The organism is Dyella sp. SG609 (genome assembly GCF_012275375.1).
In the GTDB taxonomy this organism is placed as follows: domain Bacteria; phylum Pseudomonadota; class Gammaproteobacteria; order Xanthomonadales; family Rhodanobacteraceae; genus Dyella_D; species Dyella_D marensis.
The window spans coordinates 497,394-519,652 of the sequence record NZ_JAAZQJ010000003.1 but is presented as its reverse complement, the minus strand read 5'-3'; the positions used below and the strand labels follow the sequence as shown (position 1 = coordinate 519,652).

General features: G+C 68.2%; 22 protein-coding genes and 4 tRNA genes. 8 read left to right on the top strand and 18 right to left on the bottom strand.

All coding sequences use genetic code 11. The features are described 5' to 3' along the window. The 14 genes from FHW85_RS08585 to FHW85_RS08520 all read right to left on the bottom strand — a co-directional run. The coding region (locus FHW85_RS08585; RefSeq protein WP_168647964.1) for a GTP-binding protein at positions 1–575 on the bottom strand (575 nt) is incomplete at its 3' end. A gap of 71 nt (positions 576–646) precedes the next feature. Further along, positions 647–722 (bottom strand) — tRNA-Thr (locus FHW85_RS08580). Positions 723–781: 59 nt separating this feature from the next. Beyond that, a tRNA-Gly gene (locus FHW85_RS08575) sits at positions 782–855 on the bottom strand. 16 nt (positions 856–871) lie between these two features. Further along, positions 872–957: transfer RNA gene (locus tag FHW85_RS08570), tRNA-Tyr, on the bottom strand. Between the two features lie 106 nt (positions 958–1,063). Next, positions 1,064–1,552 carry an acyl-CoA thioesterase gene (locus tag FHW85_RS08565; protein WP_167256772.1) on the bottom strand — a complete coding sequence of 163 codons (489 nt, stop codon included), beginning with the start codon at positions 1,550–1,552 and terminating at the stop codon, positions 1,064–1,066. A 29-nt stretch (positions 1,553–1,581) separates the two neighbouring features. Next, entirely contained in the window at positions 1,582–2,091 is a 510-nt protein-coding gene (locus FHW85_RS08560; protein ID WP_167256771.1) for a GNAT family N-acetyltransferase, read from the bottom strand. 105 nt (positions 2,092–2,196) lie between these two features. After that, positions 2,197–3,288, bottom strand: a complete 1,092-nt coding sequence (gene ychF / locus FHW85_RS08555) for a redox-regulated ATPase YchF (RefSeq protein WP_168647963.1) — start codon at positions 3,286–3,288, stop codon at positions 2,197–2,199. Between the two features lie 64 nt (positions 3,289–3,352). Next, a complete protein-coding gene (gene pth, locus FHW85_RS08550; RefSeq protein WP_168647962.1) occupies positions 3,353–3,958 on the bottom strand; it encodes an aminoacyl-tRNA hydrolase in 606 nt (201 codons plus the stop codon). Between the two features lie 60 nt (positions 3,959–4,018). Continuing rightward, positions 4,019–4,672 (bottom strand): 50S ribosomal protein L25/general stress protein Ctc, encoded by a 654-nt coding sequence (locus FHW85_RS08545; RefSeq protein WP_167256768.1) that lies wholly within the window; start codon positions 4,670–4,672, stop codon positions 4,019–4,021. Between the two features lie 172 nt (positions 4,673–4,844). After that, positions 4,845–5,783 (bottom strand): ribose-phosphate diphosphokinase, encoded by a 939-nt coding sequence (locus FHW85_RS08540; RefSeq protein WP_168647992.1) that lies wholly within the window; start codon positions 5,781–5,783, stop codon positions 4,845–4,847. Between the two features lie 57 nt (positions 5,784–5,840). Continuing rightward, positions 5,841–5,917 (bottom strand) — tRNA-Gln (locus FHW85_RS08535). 57 nt (positions 5,918–5,974) lie between these two features. Then, positions 5,975–7,357, bottom strand: coding sequence for a 4-(cytidine 5'-diphospho)-2-C-methyl-D-erythritol kinase (gene ispE / locus FHW85_RS08530; protein ID WP_168647961.1), 1,383 nt, complete (start codon positions 7,355–7,357; stop codon positions 5,975–5,977). Between the two features lie 59 nt (positions 7,358–7,416). Next, complete coding sequence (lolB, locus tag FHW85_RS08525) at positions 7,417–8,025, bottom strand: lipoprotein insertase outer membrane protein LolB (RefSeq protein WP_167256766.1); 609 nt, start codon at positions 8,023–8,025, stop codon at positions 7,417–7,419. Beyond that, entirely contained in the window at positions 8,022–9,758 is a 1,737-nt protein-coding gene (locus tag FHW85_RS08520; protein ID WP_343203683.1) for a tetratricopeptide repeat protein, read from the bottom strand. Before FHW85_RS08520 ends, lolB begins: the two co-directional genes overlap by 4 nt. Positions 9,759–9,863: 105 nt before the next feature. Between FHW85_RS08520 and hemA the strand changes: the two genes are divergently transcribed. Further along, positions 9,864–11,138 (top strand): glutamyl-tRNA reductase, encoded by a 1,275-nt coding sequence (gene hemA, locus FHW85_RS08515; RefSeq protein ID WP_167256765.1) that lies wholly within the window; start codon positions 9,864–9,866, stop codon positions 11,136–11,138. Between the two features lie 68 nt (positions 11,139–11,206). Beyond that, positions 11,207–12,301 (top strand): peptide chain release factor 1, encoded by a 1,095-nt coding sequence (gene prfA, locus FHW85_RS08510; protein WP_168647960.1) that lies wholly within the window; start codon positions 11,207–11,209, stop codon positions 12,299–12,301. Between the two features lie 61 nt (positions 12,302–12,362). Here prfA and FHW85_RS08505 read toward each other — a convergent pair whose 3' ends face one another. After that, entirely contained in the window at positions 12,363–13,424 is a 1,062-nt protein-coding gene (locus tag FHW85_RS08505; protein ID WP_168647959.1) for a fimbrial protein, read from the bottom strand. 345 nt (positions 13,425–13,769) lie between these two features. On the opposite strand from FHW85_RS08505, the gene FHW85_RS08500 reads away from it, so the two are divergent. After that, positions 13,770–15,872 (top strand): tetratricopeptide repeat protein, encoded by a 2,103-nt coding sequence (locus tag FHW85_RS08500; protein ID WP_168647958.1) that lies wholly within the window; start codon positions 13,770–13,772, stop codon positions 15,870–15,872. Positions 15,873–15,996: 124 nt separating this feature from the next. Further along, positions 15,997–16,779 carry a polyphosphate kinase 2 gene (gene ppk2 / locus FHW85_RS08495; protein ID WP_168647957.1) on the top strand — a complete coding sequence of 261 codons (783 nt, stop codon included), beginning with the start codon at positions 15,997–15,999 and terminating at the stop codon, positions 16,777–16,779. 13 nt (positions 16,780–16,792) lie between these two features. On the opposite strand, the gene FHW85_RS08490 is transcribed toward ppk2, so the two are convergent. The 3 genes from FHW85_RS08490 to FHW85_RS08480 are packed head-to-tail and all read right to left on the bottom strand — an operon-like array spanning position 16,793 to position 18,811. Continuing rightward, a complete protein-coding gene (locus FHW85_RS08490; RefSeq protein WP_167256761.1) occupies positions 16,793–17,059 on the bottom strand; it encodes an acylphosphatase in 267 nt (88 codons plus the stop codon). A gap of 4 nt (positions 17,060–17,063) precedes the next feature. After that, entirely contained in the window at positions 17,064–17,552 is a 489-nt protein-coding gene (locus tag FHW85_RS08485) for a TlpA disulfide reductase family protein (protein ID WP_168647956.1), read from the bottom strand. Continuing rightward, positions 17,549–18,811 (bottom strand): YihY family inner membrane protein, encoded by a 1,263-nt coding sequence (locus FHW85_RS08480; protein WP_167256759.1) that lies wholly within the window; start codon positions 18,809–18,811, stop codon positions 17,549–17,551. Before FHW85_RS08480 ends, FHW85_RS08485 begins: the two co-directional genes overlap by 4 nt. A gap of 107 nt (positions 18,812–18,918) precedes the next feature. Here FHW85_RS08480 and wrbA point away from each other — a divergent pair, with 107 nt between their 5' ends. The 4 genes from wrbA (at position 18,919) to FHW85_RS08460 (ending at position 22,180) form a co-directional block, all read left to right on the top strand. After that, positions 18,919–19,521, top strand: coding sequence for an NAD(P)H:quinone oxidoreductase (gene wrbA, locus FHW85_RS08475; RefSeq protein WP_168647955.1), 603 nt, complete (start codon positions 18,919–18,921; stop codon positions 19,519–19,521). After that, complete coding sequence (locus FHW85_RS08470; protein WP_168647954.1) at positions 19,518–19,871, top strand: DUF2069 domain-containing protein; 354 nt, start codon at positions 19,518–19,520, stop codon at positions 19,869–19,871. Before wrbA ends, FHW85_RS08470 begins: the two co-directional genes overlap by 4 nt. A 61-nt stretch (positions 19,872–19,932) precedes the next feature. Continuing rightward, on the top strand, positions 19,933–21,573 hold the full coding sequence (locus FHW85_RS08465) for an acyl-CoA dehydrogenase family protein (RefSeq protein ID WP_168647953.1): 1,641 nt from the start codon (positions 19,933–19,935) through the stop codon (positions 21,571–21,573). Between the two features lie 121 nt (positions 21,574–21,694). After that, on the top strand, positions 21,695–22,180 hold the full coding sequence (locus tag FHW85_RS08460) for an asparaginase domain-containing protein (RefSeq protein WP_167256755.1): 486 nt from the start codon (positions 21,695–21,697) through the stop codon (positions 22,178–22,180). The last annotated feature ends 79 nt before the right edge of the window (positions 22,181–22,259 follow it).

Here is a 22,259-nt window from a genome sequence, read left to right as displayed (position 1 = left end):
ATGATCGCCGGCACGCCAATCTCCGACTGGTCGCCTTCCAGCGCCGCACGCGCCGAACCCACGATGATCGGGGTGTCGTCGCCCGGGAACTCGTATTTCGACAGCAGCTCGCGCACTTCCATCTCGACCAGCTCGAGCAGCTCCTTGTCGTCCACCATGTCCGCCTTGTTCAGGAAGACCACGATGTACGGCACGCCCACCTGGCGCGACAGCAGGATGTGCTCGCGCGTCTGCGGCATCGGGCCATCCGCGGCCGAGCACACCAGGATCGCGCCGTCCATCTGCGCCGCACCCGTGATCATGTTCTTCACGTAGTCGGCGTGGCCCGGGCAGTCCACGTGCGCGTAGTGGCGCGTCGGCGATTCGTATTCCACGTGCGCCGTCGAGATCGTGATGCCGCGCGCCTTCTCTTCCGGCGCCGCGTCGATCGCGTCATAGGCCTTGAATTCGCCGCCGAAACGCTCGGCACCCACCTTCGTCAGCGCCGCCGTCAGCGTCGTCTTGCCGTGGTCCACGTGACCGATCGTGCCGACGTTGACGTGCGGCTTGGTGCGTTCGAACTTACCCTTTGCCATGCGCGCTAAACCCCGATGGAGTCAGATAACGAAAAAAAGTGGAGAGCGATAACCGCGAAGACCAACTTAAGTGGTGCTCATGACTGGAATCGAACCAGCGACCTCTTCCTTACCAAGGAAGTGCTCTACCGACTGAGCTACATGAGCACGAAAACTGCCAGACCAGGTTCTCTACGAGCAGGTTCCAATCTTTGGAGCAGGATCAATGGAGCGGGAGACGGGAATCGAACCCGCACCATCAGCTTGGAAGGCTGAGGTTCTACCGTTGAACTACTCCCGCCTGCGCGGAACTCGTCTGGTGGAGGAAGGTGGATTCGAACCACCGAAGGCGTAAGCCAGCAGATTTACAGTCTGCCCCCGTTGGCCGCTTGGGTATTCCTCCAACAAAGAACGGCTATTGTGTGGATCGAGCCTGGTTCTGTCAACACCCGAGCACGCAAAAAATACGTGCGCGGGGCCGGCGAATCAAGCCTCGCGCAGCGCCGCGCTCAGACGTCCGAATGCGCCTTCGCGTCGATCAGCTGCTCCATCTCCTTGGACAGATCCATCAGGCGTTTCGCCTGCGCCTGCAGCTGCCGCTCCGCCTCGTCGCGCGGCTCCCACACCGGCACCGGCGTGGGCTTGCCCTCGGGGCTGTCGAGCGCGACGAACACCATCACGCAGCTGGTCGCCAGGCGGTGCTCGTCCTTGCGCAGGTCGCGCGCCAGGACGTCCACCGCCATGTGCATGCTGGAGCGGCCGGTGTGGATCAGGCGCGCGCGCACGGTCACCAGGTCGCCGATCAGGATCGGCGCCACGAACTGGATGCCGCTCACCGACGCGGTGACGCAATACGCCCCGCTCCAGGCCACCGCGCAGGCATAGCCGGCCTGGTCGATCCACTTCATCGCCATGCCGCCGTGCACCTTGCCGCCGAAATTCACGTCGGTCGGCTGGGCCAGGAAACGGAAACTGACTTCGTGCTGCGTGCCCGACATGGAGGCTCCGGCTGGTGAAAGGACGCCTATTATGCCGCCGGCTTGCGCGCCCCGGCGCGGCTCAGAACGAGCGCCATCGGCGTGCTGACCACGCCCTTGGGCGAACGCCCTTCCGGCCCGGTCGGCACGAAGCCCAGATGCAGGTAGACCGGCACCGCGCAGCGCGAGGCATTGAGGGTGAAGCGGCGGGTGCCGGCGCGGCGGATGGCGTCGTCCATGGTCCGCTGCCACAGCTTCCGGGCAATGCCGCGGCCGTGGTAGCGCGTGCCGACGAAGAGCTGCACCAGGTGGCTGTCGTCGCGCATGCCCGATACACCGACCAGCACCGGCCCCAGGAAGGCCAGGTGGAAGCGTTGCCCCGCCAGCATCCGCTCGCGGAAACCGCGGGCGCTGAAGCGCGCCAGCATTGCCCGCCCCACCGCCTCGGGCTGGTCCGGCACCACCCAGCGGCGCGCCACCCGGCGCACCAGCAGGCCGATCGCGCGGGCGTCGCCGGGGCGCCCCAGGCGCAGGCGCAATGGATGGACTTCGCCGGACATGCCGCTCTCCCAGAACACCCCGCACAGTCTGGCAGCGCCTGCGCCGGAAACAAAAAAGCGGCGGACACCGCGAGGTGCCGCCGCTGCTCTTGCGGGCGATGCCGGTCAGACGTTGAACAGGAAGTGCAGCACGTCGCCGTCCTTCACCACGTAGTCCTTGCCTTCCTTGCGCAGGCGGCCCGCCGCGGCGGCGCCGGCCTCGCCCTTGAACTGGATGAAGTCGTCGTACGACACCGTCTCGGCACGGATGAAGCCGCGCTCGAAATCGGTGTGGATCACGCCCGCCGCCTGCGGCGCGGTGAAGCCGCGCTTGATCGTCCAGGCGCGCACTTCCTTTACGCCGGCGGTGAAATAGGTCTGCAGCTTGAGCAGGGTGTAGCCGGCGCGGATCACGCGGTTGAGGCCCGGCTCTTCCAGGCCCAGGTCCTTGAGGAATTCGTCGCGGTCGGCGTCGTCGAGCTGCGAGAGCTCCTCTTCGATGGCGGCGCATACCGGCACCACTTCGGCACCTTCCTGCACGGCGCGGGCGCGCACGGCATCGAGGTGCGGATTGTTCTCGAAGCCGTCCTCGCGCACGTTGGCGATGTACATCAGCGGCTTGAGCGTGAGCAGGAACAGGTCGCGCACCAGCGCCTTTTCATCCTCGTCCAGGCCCAGGCTGCGCGCGCTCTTGCCTTCGTTGAGGCCGGCCGCGAGCTTTTGCAGCACCGGCTTCTTGGCCACGGCTTCCTTGTCGTTGGCCTTGGCCGCGCGCTCGGCGCGGTTCAGCGCTTTTTCCACCGAATCGAGGTCGGCCAGGGCCAGCTCGGTGTCGATGGTTTCGATGTCGGCGATCGGGTCGACCTTGCCGGCCACGTGGATGATGTCGGTGTGCTCGAAACAGCGCACCACGTGGGCGATCGCATCCACCTCGCGGATATGCGCCAGGAACTTGTTGCCCAGGCCCTCGCCCTTGGAGGCGCCGGCGACCAGGCCCGCGATGTCGACGAATTCGACCGCGGTGGGAATCACCTTCTGCGGATTGACGATGTCCGACAGCGCCTGCAGGCGCGCATCCGGCACCGGCACCACGCCGACGTTCGGCTCGATCGTGCAGAACGGGAAGTTGGCGGCGGCGATGCCGGCCTTGGTCAGCGCGTTGAACAGGGTGGACTTGCCGACGTTAGGCAGGCCGACGATGCCGCATTTGATGCCCATGGATGGATCCGGGAATAGGGAGTGGAGAATAGGGAATAGTAAAACCAGCAAGAGGCGAAACGCTTTAGCGATTCCCTATTCCCGATTCCCTATTCCCAGGTGTATGCAGCTGCTGCATCGCCTTGTCGAACTGCCCGTCGACCGCCAGCGGCAGCACGTTGAGCGCGCGCGCGATGCCCTCCAGGATGGCGTCCTCGTCCTTGGCGGAGGGGCGGCCCAGCACCCACGGCGTGACCTGGTCCCGGTGCCCGGGATGGCCGATGCCGATGCGCAGGCGATGGAACTTGGCGTGGCCGAGGTGGGCGATGGTGTCGCGCAGGCCGTTCTGGCCGCCGTGGCCGCCGTCGAACTTCAGGCGCACGGTGCCGGCGTCCAGGTCCAGTTCGTCATGGGCGACCAGGCATTCGGCCGGCTCGATCTTGTAGTAGCGCAGCGCCGCCGTGACGGCGAGGCCGCTCTTGTTCATGAAGGTGGCGGGCTTGAGCAGCCACACCGGCTCGCCGCCGATGCGCACCTTGCAGGTTTCGCCATGCAGCTTGCCGTCGAAGCCCCAGCGCTCGCCCTGCCCCGCCGCGAGGGCGTCAACAAACCAGAACCCGGCGTTATGCCGGGTTCGGAGATATTCGGCACCGGGATTACCCAGCCCGACAATGAGGCGCAGACCCGCCATGGATAGCCGGCAAGCACGCGGCGGCGACCCGCGCCGGAAAGGCGCGGATCGCCGTGCGACTTACTTCTTGGCGTCCTTGCCGGCGTCGGCGGCCGGAGCGGCCTCGCCTTCGGCCGGAGCCTCTTCGACTTCTTCCTTCACCGTGTTGGCGGTGACCACGGCGATGTCGTGATCGGCACCCAGGTGCAGGGCCGGGATTTCCACGCCCTTCGGCAGCGACAGCTGCGACAGGTGGACGATCTCGCCCGGCTTCAGGCTGGCCAGGTCGAGTTCGATGAACTCCGGCAGGTCCTTCGGCAGGCAGGAGACTTCCACTTCGGTCAGGTTGTGCGAGATCACCACGCCGGAGGTCTTGCCGGCCGGGGACTTTTCCTGGTTCAGGAAGTGCAGCGGCACGTTGACGCGAACGGCTTCGTTCTCATTGATGCGCAGGAAGTCCATGTGCAGCATCTGCTGCTTGAACGGATGCTTCTGCCAGTCGCGCACCAGCACCTTCTGCACCTTGCCGTCGACGTTCAGGTCGAGCACCGAGGAGAAGAACCACTCATGCTTGGCGGCAAGCAGGATGGTGTTGTGGAAGATCTGGATGCTCTGCGGGGGCTGGCCCGCACCGTAGACGACGGCCGGCACGAAGTCCGCACGACGCAGGCGGCGGCTCGCACCTTTCCCCTCGTCCTTGCGGCTCTCGGCCTTGATTTCATGAATCTGTGCCATGTTGGCGATTCCTACTTCAGGTTGTGATCCGCCTCGCGGCGGTTTGAGTGACTCCCTCGCGACCAAGGGAGTCGGTTTTTTTTGAGTAAATTAGGGAATAGGGAATAGGGAATCGAGGTTGCGCTTCGGCTTTTTCCGATTCCCTATCCCCTATTCCCGATTCCCGCCCCAATCAATCCACGTAGAGCGAGCTGACCGATTCGCCGAACGCGATGCGGCGGATGGTCTCCGCCAGCAGCTCGGCCACCGAAAGCTGGCGGATCTTGGCGCAGGCCTGGGCTTCCGGGCGCAGCGGCAAGGTGTTGGTCACCACCAGCTGGTCGAGCTGGGAGTTCTCCACATTGCTGATCGCCGCACCGGACAGCACCGGGTGCACGCAGTACGCCACCACCTTGCGGGCGCCGCGCTCCTTCAGAGCCGCAGCAGCCGCGCACAGGGTGCCGGCGGTGTCGACGATGTCGTCGACCAGCACGCAGGTCTTGCCGTCCACTTCGCCGATGATGTTCATCACCGTGGCCACGTTCGCCTTCGGGCGGCGCTTGTCGATGATGGCCAGGTCCGCGTCGTCCAGGCGCTTGGCCAGGGCGCGGGCGCGCACCACGCCGCCGACGTCCGGGCTGACCACGATCAGGTTGTCCATCGAGTGGTTGCGCCAGATGTCCGCCAGCAGCAGCGGCGAGGCATAGACGTTGTCCACCGGGATGTCGAAGAAGCCCTGGATCTGGTCCGCGTGCAGGTCCACCGTGAGCACGCGGTCGACGCCGACGGTGCCGATCATCTTGGCCACCATCTTGGCGGTGATCGGCACGCGCGCCGAACGCGGGCGGCGGTCCTGGCGGGCGTAGCCGAAGTACGGCATCACCGCGGTCACGCTGGCCGCCGAGGCGCGCTTGAGCGCGTCCACCAGGGTCAGCAGCTCGAACAGGTTCTCCGCGCTGGGCGCGCCCGTCGGCTGGATCACGAACACTTCCTGCCGGCGGACGTTCTCTTCGATCTCGATCTGCGTCTCGCCGTCGCTGAAGCGGCCAACCAGCGCCTTGCCCAGCGGCACGCCCAGACGCGTGGCGACATCCTCGGCGAGGGCGCGGTGCGCGTTGCCGGTGAAGAGCATCGGGGTGGACGTGTCCACGGTCATTGCAGTGAGCCTTTGGCCATCTCGGTTTCGAAGTGGCTGGGGCGGCAGGATTCGAACCTGCGCATGCGGGAATCAAAATCCCGTGCCTTAACCAGCTTGGCGACGCCCCAGTGAATTTTTTTGTCCCGGCCCCGCCTCGCGGCGGGCCGGGACCTGTCTCTTGCGGCTCAGGCGGCGCCGCGATGGCGCGCCAGAGCTTCCAGCAACGGGGAGCGCTCCACGCCGAAGGCCACATGGGCCGAGCATGAAGGCGGGCACTGACCGGCGACGAATTCCGCCCGTTCCTGCGACTTGGTCTCGATGAAGATGCAACCGCCGCTGCCGGAAAGCCTTGCCCAGCCGAACTTGTTCAGCCAGCCCAGCGCCGCAGCCACCCGGGGGTGGCGCGCGCGTACGACCGGCTCGAAGGCGTTCTCGGCTGTTTCGCCCGAAGCAAAGGATGAAATTGTGGCTGGCTGAGCATTTCGTGTCAATTCAGACGCTTGAAAAAGCTCGCCGGTGGGCACGTGTTCGTGCGGATCGACCACCACGTACCAGCGCTGCGGCAGCGCGATCGGCTGCAGCCGGTCGCCCACCCCCTCGGCCCAGGCCGAACGTCCGCGCACGAAGACCGGCACGTCGGCGCCGAGCTGGCGGCCCAGTTCGGCCAGCGCGTCCTCGGTCAGGTCCGTGCCCCAGAGATGGTTGAGCGCGACCAGCACTGTCGCCGCATCCGAACTGCCGCCGCCCAGGCCGCCGCCCATCGGGATGCGCTTCTCCAGCTCGATATCCACCCCGGCACCGGCCGGCGCATGCGGCTGCAGCAGGCGGGCGGCGCGGACCGCCAGGTCCTGTTCTTCCGGCACCCCGGGGACGTCCGTGAGGCGCCGCACCAGGCCGTCTCGGCGGGGTCGCAGGCGGATCTCGTCGCCCCAGTCCAGCAGCCGGAACACCGTCTGCAGCTCGTGGTAGCCGTCGGGACGCCGCCCGGTGATGCGCAGGAACAGGTTCAGCTTGGCCGGCGCCGGCCAGACCGTCCAATCCTCCGCTCCTGGCGCCTCGAAGGTACGGCTCATGAACACGCGCAGGTCGTCGGGGAAACCGTTCTCCAGGTCGCGCTCGCGCGCGAAGGCAAAGGCCGGATCGCGCTTGTCGACCTCGACAAAGCCATGCCTGGCATAGAACGGCGCATTCCACGGCACGTCGGCCAGGGTGCCCAGGGTGATCCGCCGATAGCCGGCGGCACGGGCCCAGGCGCAGGCGTGCTCCAGCAGCGCCGCGCCGATGCCCTGGCCGCCCCAGTCCGGCAGCACGTCGATCTCGGCCAGGCCGATGCCGGCCTCGTCCTCGGTGTCCAGCCAGACAAAGCCCACCGGCTCGCCGCTCGCGTCGCTCAGCGCAACCCATACCAGGCCACGCTCGATCGCCAGCCGCAGCAGGTCGGGCGGCATCACCACCGGCGCATAGAAACGCCAGGCGCGATGGCCGCGGAACAGTTCCATGGCCTCGCGTTCGATGGCGCACAGCGCCTCCACCTGCTCCGGCAGCGCGCGCTGGATGCTATAGCTCATGTCGATTCCGGCTGACGGCGCCCGGCCGCGGGGGCGCCAAGCCTAACCGCGGAGCGGTCTTACTGAAACGTCCAGGAGTCGATCGACAGGCGCACCCGGTACGGCGGCTTTTCCGCGAATACCTTCTTCGGCACCGGCGGCTGCCGGGTGGCGTCCCATTCGCGGTAGTCGACATTCCAGCCGTCCTGCTGCAGCAGGGACGGCAGGCGGTCGGTGCCGAAGCTCAGTTCCGCCGGGCCGCCGTCGGCGCGCAGGCCGAGCACCCAGGCGCGCAGTTCGCGCAGCGGCACGTCCCAGCCCAGCGCCTTGAGCATCAGCGATTCGGCGTCCGGCCCGCGGATCGGGCCGCCGTCCACGCCTTCCAGCAGGGCGCCGTCGGGGCCGCCGCTGAGGCGGAAGCTCTTGCCGACCACCGGCGAGCGCACGGTGAATTCGTAGCGCTCGCCGTCCTGCGACCAGCTCAAGCTGCCGCTGCCGCCGTCCTTGCCGTCGGAAATGCCCAGCTTGCCCTGCAGCACCCAATGATCGGTGCCGGCCAGGGCGTGCTCGCGCGCTTCCTGCTCGTTGAGCAGGGCGGCATCGCCCTTCATGCGCACGGCCGGCGCGGACACGCAGGCGGCGAGCAGCAGCGGCAGGGCCGCCGCCGCGATACGCAGAAAAGTCCTCATGGATTCAGTCGCTTGAGCGTGTCGTGGAGGGTGCTGCTGTGCGGATCGATGCGGCGCACTTCGTCGAACACGCGGCGCGCGTCGGCCTGGCGCCCCTGCTTCCACAGCACCTCGCCCAGGTGCACGCCGACGTCGGCGTCCTTGCGTGCCTGCCAGGCGGTGCGCAGGGTCTGCTCGGCCTGGTCCAGGTGGCCCAGCCGGTACTGCAGCCAGCCCCAGGAGTCGGCGATGGCCGGGTCGTTCGGCTTGGCGCTGCGCGCGGTCTGGATCAGCTGCTCGGCTTCCGGCAGGTCGCGGTTGGCGTCGGCCAGGGTGTAGCCCAGTGCATTGGTGGCGTCGATGTCGTCCGGCTTGAGCTGCAGCAGGCGGCGGAAATCGGCCACCGCCTTGTCCGTATCGCCGGTCTCGGCATAGGCCAGGCCGCGGCCGTAGAGCAGCTCCGGGTCGTCCGGCACCACCTGCAGCGCGCGGCTGAACGCCGCCTCGGCCTGGGCGAACTTCTGGTCGGCCATGTACAGGCTGGCGTCGGCCTCGTAGGCGCGGCGCAGCTGGGCCGGCTGGTCGAGGTAGTCGGTCTGCATCTGGGTCAGCAGCTCGTGGGATTCCGAAGCCCGGCCCATCTTGTGCAGCAGGATGGCGCTGCGCAGGTCGGCTTCGAAGGCGTGGTCGTCCTCGTCCGGCACCTGGTTGTACCAGTCCAGCGCTTCCTCGTTCTTGTCCAGCATTTCGGCCAGGGTGCCGAGCAGGAAGTTGTTGCTGTCGCGTACGTCGCGCGGCGCGCGCTGCAGCTGGGCGTAGATGCGGGCGATCGCCTTGCTGTCGTTGGCGCGCGCGGCCAGGGTGGCGCGCAGGGCGTAGGTCTCGGTGTTCTGCGGACCGTTGTCGAGCACCTTGGTCGCCCCGGCGTAGTCGCCGGCCTGGCCCAGCAGGGTGGCGTAGGCCATGCGCAGGCCGGCGTTCTTAGGCTCGCGGCCCAGCGCCTTCTGGAACATGGCCTGCGCGCCGGCGCGGTCGCCGTTGCGGTACTTCAGCTGGGCGGCCCAGGCGTAGGTCTCGGCGCTGTTGAAGCGCTTGATCGCGGCGTCGGCCAACTGCTGCGCGTAGGCGTGGCGGCCGAGCTTGTCGCCCAGCTCGCTCATGGCCAGCCAGGCCTGCGGGTCGGACGGCAGGCGTTTCGGGGTGGCCAGGGCTTCCAGCAGGCGGGCGGAAACGGCGGTATCGCGGCTGCCGAGCAGCACGCGGCCGAACTGGCGCCAGGCGTCCGGATCGCCGCTGGAGATCAGCGCGTCCAGCTGCTTCTGCGCTTCGCCGGTGTCGCCCCGGTCCAGCGCCAGCTGGGCCCGCACCGTGGCCAGGTCGGCCGGCTTGGCGCCCAGCTGCTGCCAGCGCTCGATGGCGCGTCCGGCCAGCACGGGATCGTGGATGGCCGTGGCCAGCTCGGTCGCCTGCTGGGCCACGCGCGGGTCGTTGCTCAGCCCCATGGCCTTGGCGTAGGCCGCGGCAGCGGACTTGAGGTCGGTGCGGACGATCGCCATCTCGCCGGCCAGCAGCTGGGCGGTGAGGTCGTGGTCTTCATCGGGAGTGACCACCGCCAGGTGATCCAGCGGCTGCGCGGACGCCGGCTTGGCGGCCTGCTGGCCCGGTACCGTGGCGCATCCGGCCAATACGGCCAGGCCGATGGCGCCGATCGCAAAATGCCGCAGTTGCTTGAACTTGGCCCACCTGCTCAGCACACTATTCTCCGTTCATCCGTCATATAGCCGCCGCTCCCCGGGAACGGCCAGTATCGCGGCCTAGTTTACGCCGCGGATGCCTGCCGCTCCCAAACGATCCTCACCATGCCGCTGATCGCCCTCGGGCTCAATCACCTCACCGCGCCGGTCCAGCTGCGCGAGCAAGTGGCGTTCGACGAGTCGAACGCCGGCGCCGCGTTGCAGGAGCTGACCAGCCAGCCCGGCGTGGAAGAGGCGATGATCCTGTCCACCTGCAACCGCACCGAGCTCTACGTCAGCGTCGCCGCGGGCGCCGAGGCGGTGCCGGAGGCATGGCTGAGCCGGCACCATCAGCTGACTCCCGGCAAGCTCGACGAGTTCCTCTACCGCCACGACGAGGACGACGCCGTCCGCCACATGTTCCGCGTGGCCACCGGCCTGGACTCGATGGTGCTGGGCGAGCCGCAGATCCTCGGCCAGGTGAAGGACGCCTACCAGGTGGCGCGCGACGCGCAGACCCTGCGCGCGCCGATGGACCGCCTGCTGCAGCACACCTTCGCCGTGGCCAAGCGCGTGCGCACGGACACCCGCATCGGCGCGCATACCGTGTCGGTGGCCTTCACCGCGGTGCGCCTGGCCGAGCAGGTGTTCACCGACCTGAAACAGGCCTGCGTGCTGCTGATCGGCGCCGGCGACACCATCGAGCTGGCCGCGCGGCATCTGGCCGACAAGAAAGTGCGGCGCCTGATCGTGGCCAACCGCACGCTGGAAAACGCGCAGGAACTGGCCAGCCGCCACGGCGGCTACGCCATCGGCCTGCACGACCTGCCGCAGCACCTGGCCGAAGCCGACATCGTGATTTCCTCCACCGCCGCGCGGCTGCCGATCGTGACGCGGCCGATGGTGGAGAAAGCCATCGGCGCGCGCCGGCGCAAGCCGATGTTCATGGTGGACATCGCCGTGCCGCGCGACATCGAGCCGGCGGTGGGCGAACTGGAAGACGTGTTCCTCTACGGCATCGACGACCTGCGCCAGGTGATCGACGACAACCGCCGCTCGCGCGAGGCCGCGGCCCGCGAGGCGGACGCCATCATCGACCTGCAGGTCGACCGCTACATGGCCTGGCGCCGCGCGCTCACGCTGCGCAATCCGGCGGTGGACATGCGCCAGCACGCCGAGGCGCACCGCGACGAAGTGCTGGAGAAGGCGCGCGCCATGCTCGCCCGCGGCAGGTCGCCGGACGAGGCGCTGGCCTTCCTCGCCAACACCCTCACCAACAAGCTGCTGCACCATCCCAGCGCCCGCCTGCGCGAAGCCGCGCTGGCCGGCGACATGGACCTGCTGCACGCGGCCGGGCGCCTCTACGGGCTGGACGAGAAGGAACCGGACGCCGAAGGCTAGCGGGCCTGTCCAACGCCGCTGCTTCCTGGCCGTACCGGCCGCGTCCCTTCCCTCTTCCGCGCCCGCCCATGACTCCTTCGATCCGCCGCAAACTCCAATCCCTCGCCGAACGCCACGAAGAAGTCGGCCTGCTGCTCGCGCAGCCGGACGTGCTCGCCGATGGAGGCCGCTTCCGCGATCTGTCGCGCGAATACGCGCAGCTGGAACCGGTGGTCGGCGCGCTGCGCGAGCACGAGCAGGCGCAGCGCGAACTGGACGAATCGCGCGCCATGCTGGCCGACCCCGACATGCGCGAACTGGCGGCCGACGACGTCGCTCGCCTGGAAACGCGCCTGGCCGAACTCGACGCCGAACTGCAGATCCTGCTGCTGCCGAAAGACCCGCGCGACGAAGCCAACCTGTTCCTGGAAGTGCGCGCCGGCGCGGGCGGCGACGAGGCGGCAATCTTCGCCGGCGACGTGTTCCGCATGTACGCGCGCTACGCGGAGCGCCAGGGCTGGCGCGTGGAGATCCTGAGCGAGCATGCCGGCGAGCATGGCGGCTACAAGGAGATCGTGGCGCGCGTGGAAGGCCCGATCGTCAACGGCCTGGGCGTGTACTCGCGGCTGAAGTTCGAATCCGGCGTGCACTGCGTGAAGCGCGTGCCGGCCACCGAGGCGCAGGGCCGCGTGCACACCTCCACCGCCACCGTGGCGGTGCTGCCGGAGCTGGACGACATCGAAGAGATCCAGATCGCGCCGGCCGACCTGAAAGTGGACACCTTCCGCGCCTCCGGCGCCGGCGGCCAGCACGTCAACAAGACCGACTCGGCCATCCGCATCACCCACCTGCCCAGCGGCATCGTGGTCGAGTGCCAGGACGAGCGCAGCCAGCACAAGAACCGCGCCCGCGCGATGAGCCTGCTCAAGGCACGCCTGCTCGACGAGGCGCAGTCCAAGCAGACCGCCGAGCAAGCCGAGTCGCGCCGCCTGCAGGTGGGCAGCGGCGACCGCAGCCAGCGCATCCGCACCTACCGCTACAAGGACAATCTGGTCACCGACCACCGCATCGGCCTGGACCTGTATCGGCTGCCGGAGATCATGCAGGGTGATCTGGACGAACTGGTCGCGGCGTTGAACCGCGAGCATCAGGCCGACGAGCTCAAGTCGCTTGCCGACCATTAACCTGGCGGCCGATCCGTGGGCCGTCCAAAGTCATCCCCCAACAGCTGATGGCATCAGCCGTCTATTGATACGACAACGTAAAAGTCATACTTACTTCGATCGGTCCGGGCGGAAATGGCTCCGCCATGGGACCTACGACATATCGAGCAAGCAGCGGAATCTTCAGCACGCCGTCCGGAGTATCGCCAATAAGAAACTGATTTTCCGTGCCGGCGGCGGAAGCATCCGGACCGAAATTCTGAAGCGTCCCATCGCCACGCTTGATCTGTATCCCGCGCCACTTGCCCCATTCCCCCCGTTGGACAAGATAGCTAATACGGCTTTGGGGATTAATGGCATCGGTCATGACCATATAAAGATGTGCGCCCTTGCTGCAGTTCAGATCGATGGAGAATGGCGTGTCTCCCGCATACATCCATTTACCGTCCCTCGACGTCAGGGCTTGCCGTGACACGGTCGGAAGCGTCACGCTCTGGGTAGGATTGGTCACCGTACAGGTCGTCACCGCAGGTTTGCTGATGGTGTAACTGTAGGTCCATTTGGTCTTTGCCTGATTCTCGTTGCCATAGACTTGGCCGGCCACACCGGTAATGAGCCACATGGATCCGGTCCCCGCGGATACCTTATCGGCGGTCTTGACCAGTTCGATCGCCCCGCTCCAGTGGAAGCTCGTCTGGCCCTGGGGAGCGTCACTCATATCGACGGCATTGGCGTAGCCCACCGGGCCAAACGGCACAGAGTTGCCTGACGCATCGAGAAACCGGAAGCCGATGCCGGACACGCCAGTCGCGTCACCGCTGGAAACCTGATAGACGTTGGTGAGCCCCTGCACGGCGGTAGCGGCCCATGCGCCATCGGGCATGATGGTCCAACGCTTGCCGCCCGTAATGCCCGTCGGCTTACAAGTCCATGTCCAGTTGATGTTCACTCTGCTGCCCGGGATAACCCCGCCTATCGGCAGGTCCCTAGGTATTTGCAGATTGGTCAGCGGTGTTGTCGATGGCACCGGCGGGCTGCCCGCCTGGGTGCAGTCATTTGTCGCGGCATTCGCTGTTGAAGCCGCCAATGCGAGCAGAAGCGCCAGGAGCAACTGCAGATATATGGATTTGGCTGTGCAGGGCATATATGGGCTCGATAATTGCGGTCCTGGCACGAGAGGCACCAGGCAAGCCGGGATTCGGCTGTTCGGGGTCGGCGAGGCACATCGCAAACGGCCATCCGAGGAGAATTTAACGGGGACATGCACTGGAATAGCATTGGAAAATGCCGGCATTTCGCAGCCATTCCCTATGTGAAACGCATTTCTGGTTTTTTCTAAAGCATTGAATCCGAGCGCCAAGATTTCACAGTCCAGGTATTCCCGTGCCTGCGAACGGTCTGCCCGCCCTCCGAACCTCTCACCCGGTCTGCTTATCGGGTCACGCACCCGGCGATTGGCAGTGCCCGCAGCGTGGGTTAGCGTGCGCGGATGAAGCAGGCTTCACGATCCGAACTCCTCGCCCTCCATCACCAGCTGGCCCGTCTGCTCGACCGCGCTGACGCGGCCGGCGCCGAGGCGCTGGCGGCGCGCGCGCGCGCGGCATCGCCGCAGGACGTCGAGCTCGCCCGCCTGCATGGCCTGGCCCTGCTCCAGCTGGGCCGCGCCGACGAGGCGCGCGCCGCGCTGGAAGCCGCGGCGGAACTGGCGCCGGACAGCGTCGAAGTGCAATGCAACCTGGCCGGCGTGGAGCTGGAGCAGGGCGATGCCGAAGGCGCCATCGCGCGCCTGCGCGCCGCGCTGCGCAAGCAGCCCGGCCACGCCGCCATCCTGCTGGCGCTGGGCAATGCGCTGATGGCGGTGGGGCGCTACGCGCAGGCGCGCGAGTCCTACGCCATGGCCACGCACGGCGCGCCCCAGCATGCCGGGCTGCGGCTCAATCTCGCCGCGGCCGAACTGGAACTGGGCAATCTCGACCAGGCCGCGCAGCACACCGACGAAGGCCTGCAGCTGGCGCCCGACTACGACGGCGCCTACGCCATGCGCGCCCGCGTGCTGCACGCCATGGGCCGCGTCGACGAAGCGGCCGAGGCCTGGCTGCAGGCCGAACGCTGCGCGCCGGAACAAGCGCTCTACCCGTTCCACGCCGGCCTGCTGCTGGACGACGCCGGCAACCTGCCCGCCGCCGCCGAAGCGTTCGAGCGCGCGCTGCGCCTGGACGCCGCCGCCGGCGCCGCGCTCGCCATGCTGGTCTTCGCCAAGCGCCGCCTGTGCGACTGGCGCGGTCTCGATGAACTGAGCGAACGCCTGCATCGCGCGGTGGCCGAAGGCCGCGACGGCGTCATGCCGTTCGCGTTTCTCGCCGAGGAGGCCAGCGCCGCCGAACAGCGCCGCTGCGCCGCGACCTTTGCCGCGGGCGTGGAAAAGATCGCCGCGCCGTGGCGCCACGTGCTCGCCTTCGAACCCGCGCAGCGCACCGCCATCGACCCGCTGCGCGTGGGCTTCGTCTCCAACGGCTTCGGCGAGCGGCCGATCGGCCAGCTGCTTACCGGCGTGCTGGAAAAACTCGGCGACGAACGGCTCCAGGTCCACGTGTTCTGCCTGGTGCCCGACGATGGCGGCCCGATCCGCCAGCGCCTTGCTGCAAGCACCACCGTGCACGACGTCACCGGCCTGGCCCCGATGGAAGTGGCGCGCCGCGTGCACGCCGCCGGCATCGAGGTGCTGTTCGACCTGCGCAGCTACGGCGGCGGCGCCAACAGCGACCTGTTCGAATTCCGCCCCGCGCCGGTGCAGGTGAACTGGCTGGCCTATCCGGCCACCGCCGGCGCGGCCTGGACCGATTACCTGCTGACCGACGCCGTGGCCCTGCCCGCACCGCTGCGCGAAGGCTTCAGCGAGAAGATCGTGCGGCTGTCGCGCTGCGCGCTGCCGTTCGACGACCGCACGCCGATTGCCGCGCCGCCTTCGCGCGCCGACTGCGGCCTGCCCGAAAGCGGCACCGTGTTCGCCAGCTTCAATGGCCACCACAAGCTCAACCCCGCCAGCTTCGCGCGCTTCATGCTGATCCTGCAGCAGGTGCCGGGCAGCGTGCTGTGGCTGTATTCCGGCAACGACGGCACCGACCAGCGCCTGCGCCAGGCCGCCGGCCTGATGGAGGTGGATCCGGACCGCCTGGTCTTCATGCCGCGCTTGCCGCATGCCGAGCACCTGGCGCGGCTGGCGCATGCCGACCTGTTCCTGGACACCCTGCCCTGCAATGCGCAGTCCACCGCGGCCGACGCGCTGTGGGCCGGCTGTCCGGTACTCACCTGGATCGGCCGCACCCTGGCCGGCCGCCAGGGCGCCAGCCTGCTGTTCCATGCCGGCCTGCCCGAGCTGGTGGCCGACGACGAGGACTCGTTCGTCTCCATGGCCGTGCACCTGGGCAAGGACCGCGAGGCGCTGGACACCTTGCGCCGCCATCTGCAGGACGCGCGTGCCGACAGCCCGGTGTTCGATACGGCCGGCTTCGCCAACGACCTGCGCCGCGCCATCCAGGCCATGGGCGCGCGCCATCGCATCGGGCGTCCGCCGGCCGACCTGGATCTTTGATGCCCCGTTGTAGGTTGGGGTGAGCCACAGGCGAACCCCAACGGTGCGAGACTCTTGAAGTTGGCCATGTTGGGGTTCGCCTGCGGCTCACCCCAACCTACGCCCCGAACCGCTGGAGACCGACATGAGCAACAAGGACAAGGGCTACCGCAAGACCATGGAGGAACTGCAGCTCGAGCTGGCCGGCCTGCACCGCTGGCTCAAGCGCAGCGGCCATCGCGTGGTGGTGCTGTTCGAAGGGCGCGACGCGGCCGGCAAGGGCGGCACCATCAAGGCCATCACCGAGTCGATGGATACGCGCGGCTATCGCGTCGCCGCACTGGGCAAGCCCAGCGAGGCGGAGTCGACGCAGTGGTATTTCCAGCGCTACGTCGAACACCTGCCCGCCGCCGGCGAACTCGTGCTGTTCGACCGCAGCTGGTACAACCGCGCGGTGGTGGAGCCGGCCATGGGCTTCTGCACCGAGCAGCAGCGCGAGGACTTCCTGCACGCCGTGCCGCACTTCGAGAAGCTGCTGGCCGACGACGGCATCGTCCTGATCAAGTACTGGCTGGCGGTGGACCAGAAGAAGCAGGAAGAACGCTTCGCCGAACGCGCCGAGGACCCGCTCAAGCGCTGGAAGCTCTCGCCGGTGGACCTGGCCTCGCGCAACAAGTACGCGGAAATGGGCCAGCTGCGCGACCAGATGATCGAACGCACCAACCGGCCGTACGCGCCGTGGTTCGTGGTCGACTACAACGACCAGAAGCGCGGCCGCGTCAACCTGATCCGTCACCTGCTGGAACATATCCCGCGCAAGGAGACCAGCATTCCGGAAGTGAAGCTGCCCAAGCTCAAGGGCAAGCCGCGGCGCGAGCACGTCACCGACAAGGCGCAGTGGGTGCCGGATACCTTCGCGGACGAGTAAGCCGCACGGGCGCTCAGCCCGTGCGGAAATCCTCCGGCTCTTCGCCGTTCCACTCGCTGCGCGCGACCTCATCGACCCGCGCCGCCGGCGGCCCCTTGCGCAGCCATTGCTCCAGCGCATCGATGGCGACGGGGCTGCCGCAGGCCAGCACCTCGACGCCGCCGTCCGGCAGGTTCCTGGCATAGCCGGCCAGCCCGCGCACCAGGGCCTGCTCGCGGGTGCAGGCGCGGAAGCAGACGCCCTGCACCTTGCCGCTCACCCGGAACAAGGCCGCGGCCATGGCCTTATTTCCCCGCCTTCGGCAGGCCGACCGCCTCGCCCAGCGAGGCTTCGGTGACCGGGCCGACAAAGCGCTTGGCCACCTTGCCGTCCGGCCCGATCAGCCAGGTGGTGGGCAGGCCGCGCGGTTCGTCGAAATCCTTCGGCGGCTGGTCCAGGGTGACCTGGGCGATCGGGTAGCTAACCGGATGCTTGGCCAGGAAGGCCTGGATATCGGCCTTGTCGGTGTCCTCGTAGGCCAGGCCGATGGCGGCGACCTTGTCCTTGTGCGTGGCGACGAAGCGTGAGATGTCCGGCATCTCCTTGATGCAGGGCACGCACCAGGTGGCCCAGTAATTGACGATCACGTACTTGCCGCGCTGCTGCGCGAGATCGTACGGCTTGCCGTCGAGCGTGCTGATCTTCAGCGTGGGCTGCGCCGGCATGGCGGCCTGCGCGGCGGGCACGCCGGCGGCCAGGGCCGCGGCGAGGACGATGGCGGTGAAACGATTCATGCGACCACTTCCTTCGAAGTTTCTTGCGTAGCGGGGAAAACCTGATCGAGCTTGGCGTCCAGCTTCTCGCGCAGCAGCTTGGCCGTGGAACACAGCAGCTGGAGCAGCTCGTCCGGCAACTTGATGCCGAGCGATTGCGCCTCGCCGGCCGGGTCCAGCGGCAGACGATAACCCGCATATTGGTAAACGCGCAGCAGGTCGGTGGCATCCAGGCTGCGGCTGAGCAGCCAGCCGCCGGATTCGCTGCGCTGGACCAGGTCGGCGCGCTGCAGGTCTTCGAAGAAGGCGGCGATGGAACCGCTGCGCAGGTACGGTTCTTCCAGGCGCACGATCGCCGGGTCGACGCTGTAGCCCTTGCGCTGCGCATCGACGAAATGCCGCAGCACCACCATCAGGCCGAGGAATTCCGAACCCTCGGGCAGGCATTCGGTCGGTATCTGGTATTCGTAGGCCGAGATCGACGCGGCGATCGACGCGCCGAGGATCACGATGATCCACGAAAGATAGATCCACAGCAGGAAGATCGGCAGCGCCGCCAGCGCCGCGCCGTAGATCTGCTGGTAAGTCTGCGCGTGATGCACGAACAGCGCGAAACCCCAGCGCGCCAGCTCGAACAGCACCGCGCCGAGCAGCGCGCCGATCGCCGCGTGCTTCAGCGATACGCGCCGGTTCGGCACCACCACGTAGAGCAGCCACAGCGTCACGAAGGTCACCACGAACGGCAGCGCGCTGAGCAGATAGGTGCCGAAGTTGAAGCTGGCCGCGCTCTTGATCAGCGGCAGCGCGGTGACATACGAGCTTGCGGCCAGTCCACCCACCACCAGGACCGGCCCCAGGGTCAGCGCGGCCCAGTACAGCAGCAGGCGCGAGCCCCAGGCGCGCGGGCGGTGCACGCGCCAGATGCGGTTGAGGCGGTCCTCGATGCTCACCATCATCGACACCGCGCTGAACAGCATCACGATCACGCTGATGCCGGTGAGCTTGCTGGCGTTGTCGGCGAAGGCCAGCAGCGCGTTCTTCACCGTCTCGGCCGCGGCCGGCACCATGTTGAAGACGAAATTGATCAGCGTATTGCGCCATTCGGCGAATACCGGAAACGCCGAGAACATCGCCAGCACCGCCACCACCAGGGGCACCAGCGATACCAGGGTGGTGTAGGACAGCGCACCGGCCGTCTCGAAGCACTTGTCGTCGATGAAGCGCTGCCACAGGAAGCGGCTGAAGCTGGTGGTGCGGTCGCGGTCGATGCGCCAGGCCATGCGGGTCCTCGTCGGCTGCCGCCGCCAGGGGCGCGGCGGCTACATGGGCGGAACGGAACGGTACACTAACCGATCCGCAGCGAACGCCCCAACCCAAGGCGCAAGGCATGAGCCGAGACATCCTGGTCCTGTACTACAGCCGCAGCGGCCACACCGCGCGCCTGGCGCGGCTGGTCGCGCGCGGCGTGGAAGAAGCCGGCCTGCAGGCGCGCCTGCGCCAGGTGCCGCCGGTGGCGCCGGTGACCGAGACCGCGCAGCCGCCGGAACCAGAAGAAGGCGCGCCCTACGCCAGCCGCCAGGACCTGCTCGAATGCGCGGGCCTGGCGCTGGGCAGCCCCACGCGCTTCGGCAACATGGCCGCGCCGCTGAAGTACTTCCTCGACAACACCGGCGCCGAATGGGCCAGCGGCGCGCTCGCCGGCAAGCCCGCCGCGGTGTTCACCTCCACCAGCACCATGCACGGCGGGCAGGAATCCACCTTGCTGAGCATGGCTTTGCCGCTGCTGCACCATGGCATGTTGCTGGTCGGCGTGCCGTATACGGAGCCTGCGCTCACCGCCACGCAGAGCGGCGGCACGCCGTACGGCGCCAGCCATGTGTCCGGCGCGCAGGGCGACAACGCCATCAGCGAACACGAGCGCGAACTGGCGCGTGCGCTGGGCCGGCGCCTGGCCGACGTGGCGCGCCGGCTGGCGGACAGCGGCACGTGAGCGCGGCGCCGGTTCCGCGCGCGTACCGCATCGGCCTGGCCGCGTGGGCTGCGCTGGTGCTGCTGCAGTTCGCCTGGCACGGCTGGCTGTTTCCGGCGCAGCTGATGCCGGTGTGGCTGGTGCTGCTGATCACCGTGCTGCCGCTGCTGCTGCCCTTGCTGGCGCTGCGCCGCGACGTGCGCCGCGCGCTGCTGTGGGTGGGCATCCTGGCGCTGTTCTATTTCTGCCACGGCATCGCCGAGGGCTGGAGTTCGTCGAGCGAGCGCTGGCTGGCGCTGGTGGAGATCGTGCTGACCTTGCTGCTGATCGGCGCGCTGGGCGCGGGTGTGCAGCGCAGGCCGGCGCGCTGACGAAGGCCGAACAAGCGCCGGCCTATACTCCGCGGGCATTCTCAAACCCAGGGAGGGCCGCATGGGATTCCTGCAAGAAGCGCCGCAGCTGGCGCATCCGTACCGCGACGACCGCCTGCTGGTCGACCTGCTCGACCGCGTGCTGCCGGCGGAGCGCCGCGCCGCCATCGAAACCGACCTCGACGCCCTCGGCGACTACGCGCGCCTGGCCTGGCGCCGCGTCTGCAGCACCACGCGGCGCAAGCCGGTGCTCACGCAGTGGGACGCCTGGGGCCGCCGCGTCGACCGCATCGAGCTGACGCCCGCCTGGCAGGAAGGCCCGCTGCTGACCACGCGCCACGCGGTGCTCGCCGCCGGCCACGAAGCGCATCCGGAAGCGCGCGTGGAGGAATTCGCCCGCGTCTATCTCTATCACCTGGCCAGCGAGTTCTATACCTGCCCGCTGGCGATGACCGACGGCGCCGCCACCGCGCTGAAGGCTTCCGGCAATGCACAGCTGATCGAACGCGCGCTGCCGCATTTCCTCAGCCGCGACCCGGCGAACTTCTGGCTCAGCGGCCAGTGGATGACCGAGAACGCCGGCGGCTCCGACGTGGGCAACACCGAAACCGTCGCTCGCCGCGATGCGGACGGCCAGTGGCGGCTGTACGGGCGCAAGTGGTTCAGTTCCGCGGTGGTCGGCGAAGCCGCCCTGGCGCTGGCCCGCCCCGAAGGCGCCGGCAGCGGCGCGGGTGCGCTGGCGCTGTTCTATGTGGAGACCATGGACGACGGCCAGCGCAAACCCGAGCTGGTCATCGACCGCCTCAAGGACAAGCTCGGTACGCACGAGCTGCCCACCGCCGAGATCCATCTCGACGGCCTGCCGGCCTGGCCGGTGGGCGAGCTGGAACACGGCGTGCGCCAGGTGGCGCCGATGCTCAACGTCACGCGCAGCTGGAACGCGATCTGCGCGGTGGCCAGCATGGCGCGCGCGCTGCAGCTGGCGCGCGACTACGCGCGCCGCCGCCAGGCCTTCGGCCGCAGCCTCGCCGAGCAGCCGCTGCACGCGCAGACGCTGGCCGGCATGCAGGCGGAATTCGAGGCCGCGTTCGCGCTCGGCTTCGAAGTGGCGCATCTGCTCGGCCGCGCCGAACACCGCGCCGCCACGCCGGACGAAGCCGCGCTGCTGCGCCTGCTCACGCCACTGGCCAAGCTGTGGACCGGCAAGCTGGCCATAAGCATCTGCTCGGAAGCGCTGGAGTGCTTCGGCGGCGCCGGCTATATCGAGGACACCGGCCTGCCCCAGCTGCTGCGCGATGCGCAGGTGTATGCGATCTGGGAAGGCACCACGAACGTACTATCGCTGGACTCGCTGCGCGCGCTGGCCGGCAAGTCGCCCGAGGCCCTGCGCGCATGCATCGCCCATTGGCTGGCCGACAGCGACGACATGCACGCCGCCAGCGCCGTGCAGCACACGCTGGACGCGGCCATGCGCTGGCTGGACACGCACGGCGCGCAGCGCGACGCGCTGGAAGCCGGCGCGCGCGGCCTGGCCTTGACCCTGGCCCGCTGCGCGGCGGCGGCGCTGCTGGCGCGGCAGGCGGCCTGGGCCAAGCGCCAGCGCGGCGACCTGCGGCCAGGGGCGGCGCTGCGGCGCTTCGTCAGCCACGGGCTGGACCGGCTGGATACGCTGGATGCGGCGGATACCGCGCTGCTGGCGTAGGTCAGGGTGAGCCGCAGGCAAACCCCAACATGACCACGTTCAAACGCCTCGCCTCGTTGGGGTTCGCCTATGGCTCACCCCAACCTACACTAATGCCCTTCCTCCACCACGGCCTTTCCCCATGCAGCACCTGACCATCGTCACCACCGGCGGCACCATCGACAAGATCTATTTCGACGACAAGTCGGACTACAAGATCGGCGCGCCGCAGATCGGCGAGATCCTCGGCCAGCTCGGCGTCGCCTTCCAGTTCGACGTGATCCCGATCCTGCGCAAGGACAGCCTGCACATGGGCGCCGAAGACCGCGCCCTGGTGCGTTCCGCCATCGAGGCGCAGCCGCACCGCCACGTGCTGGTCACGCACGGCACCGACACCATGGTGGAGACCGCGCGCGAACTGGCCCAGATCAAGGGCAAGGTGATCGTGCTCACCGGCGCGCTCAATCCGGCGCGCTTCCAGGGCTCGGACGCGGTGTTCAACATCGGCTGCGCGGTGGGCGCGGTGCAGACCCTGCCGGACGGCGTGTACATCGCCATGAACGGCCGCATCTGGGACCCGGCCAAGGTGCGCAAGAACCGCGACGCCAATCGCTTCGAGGAAGCGTAAGCATCCATGTAGGTTGGGGTAAGCCGCAGGCGAACCCCAACAGACGTACGATTGTCGCGATGTTGGGGTTGGCCTCCGG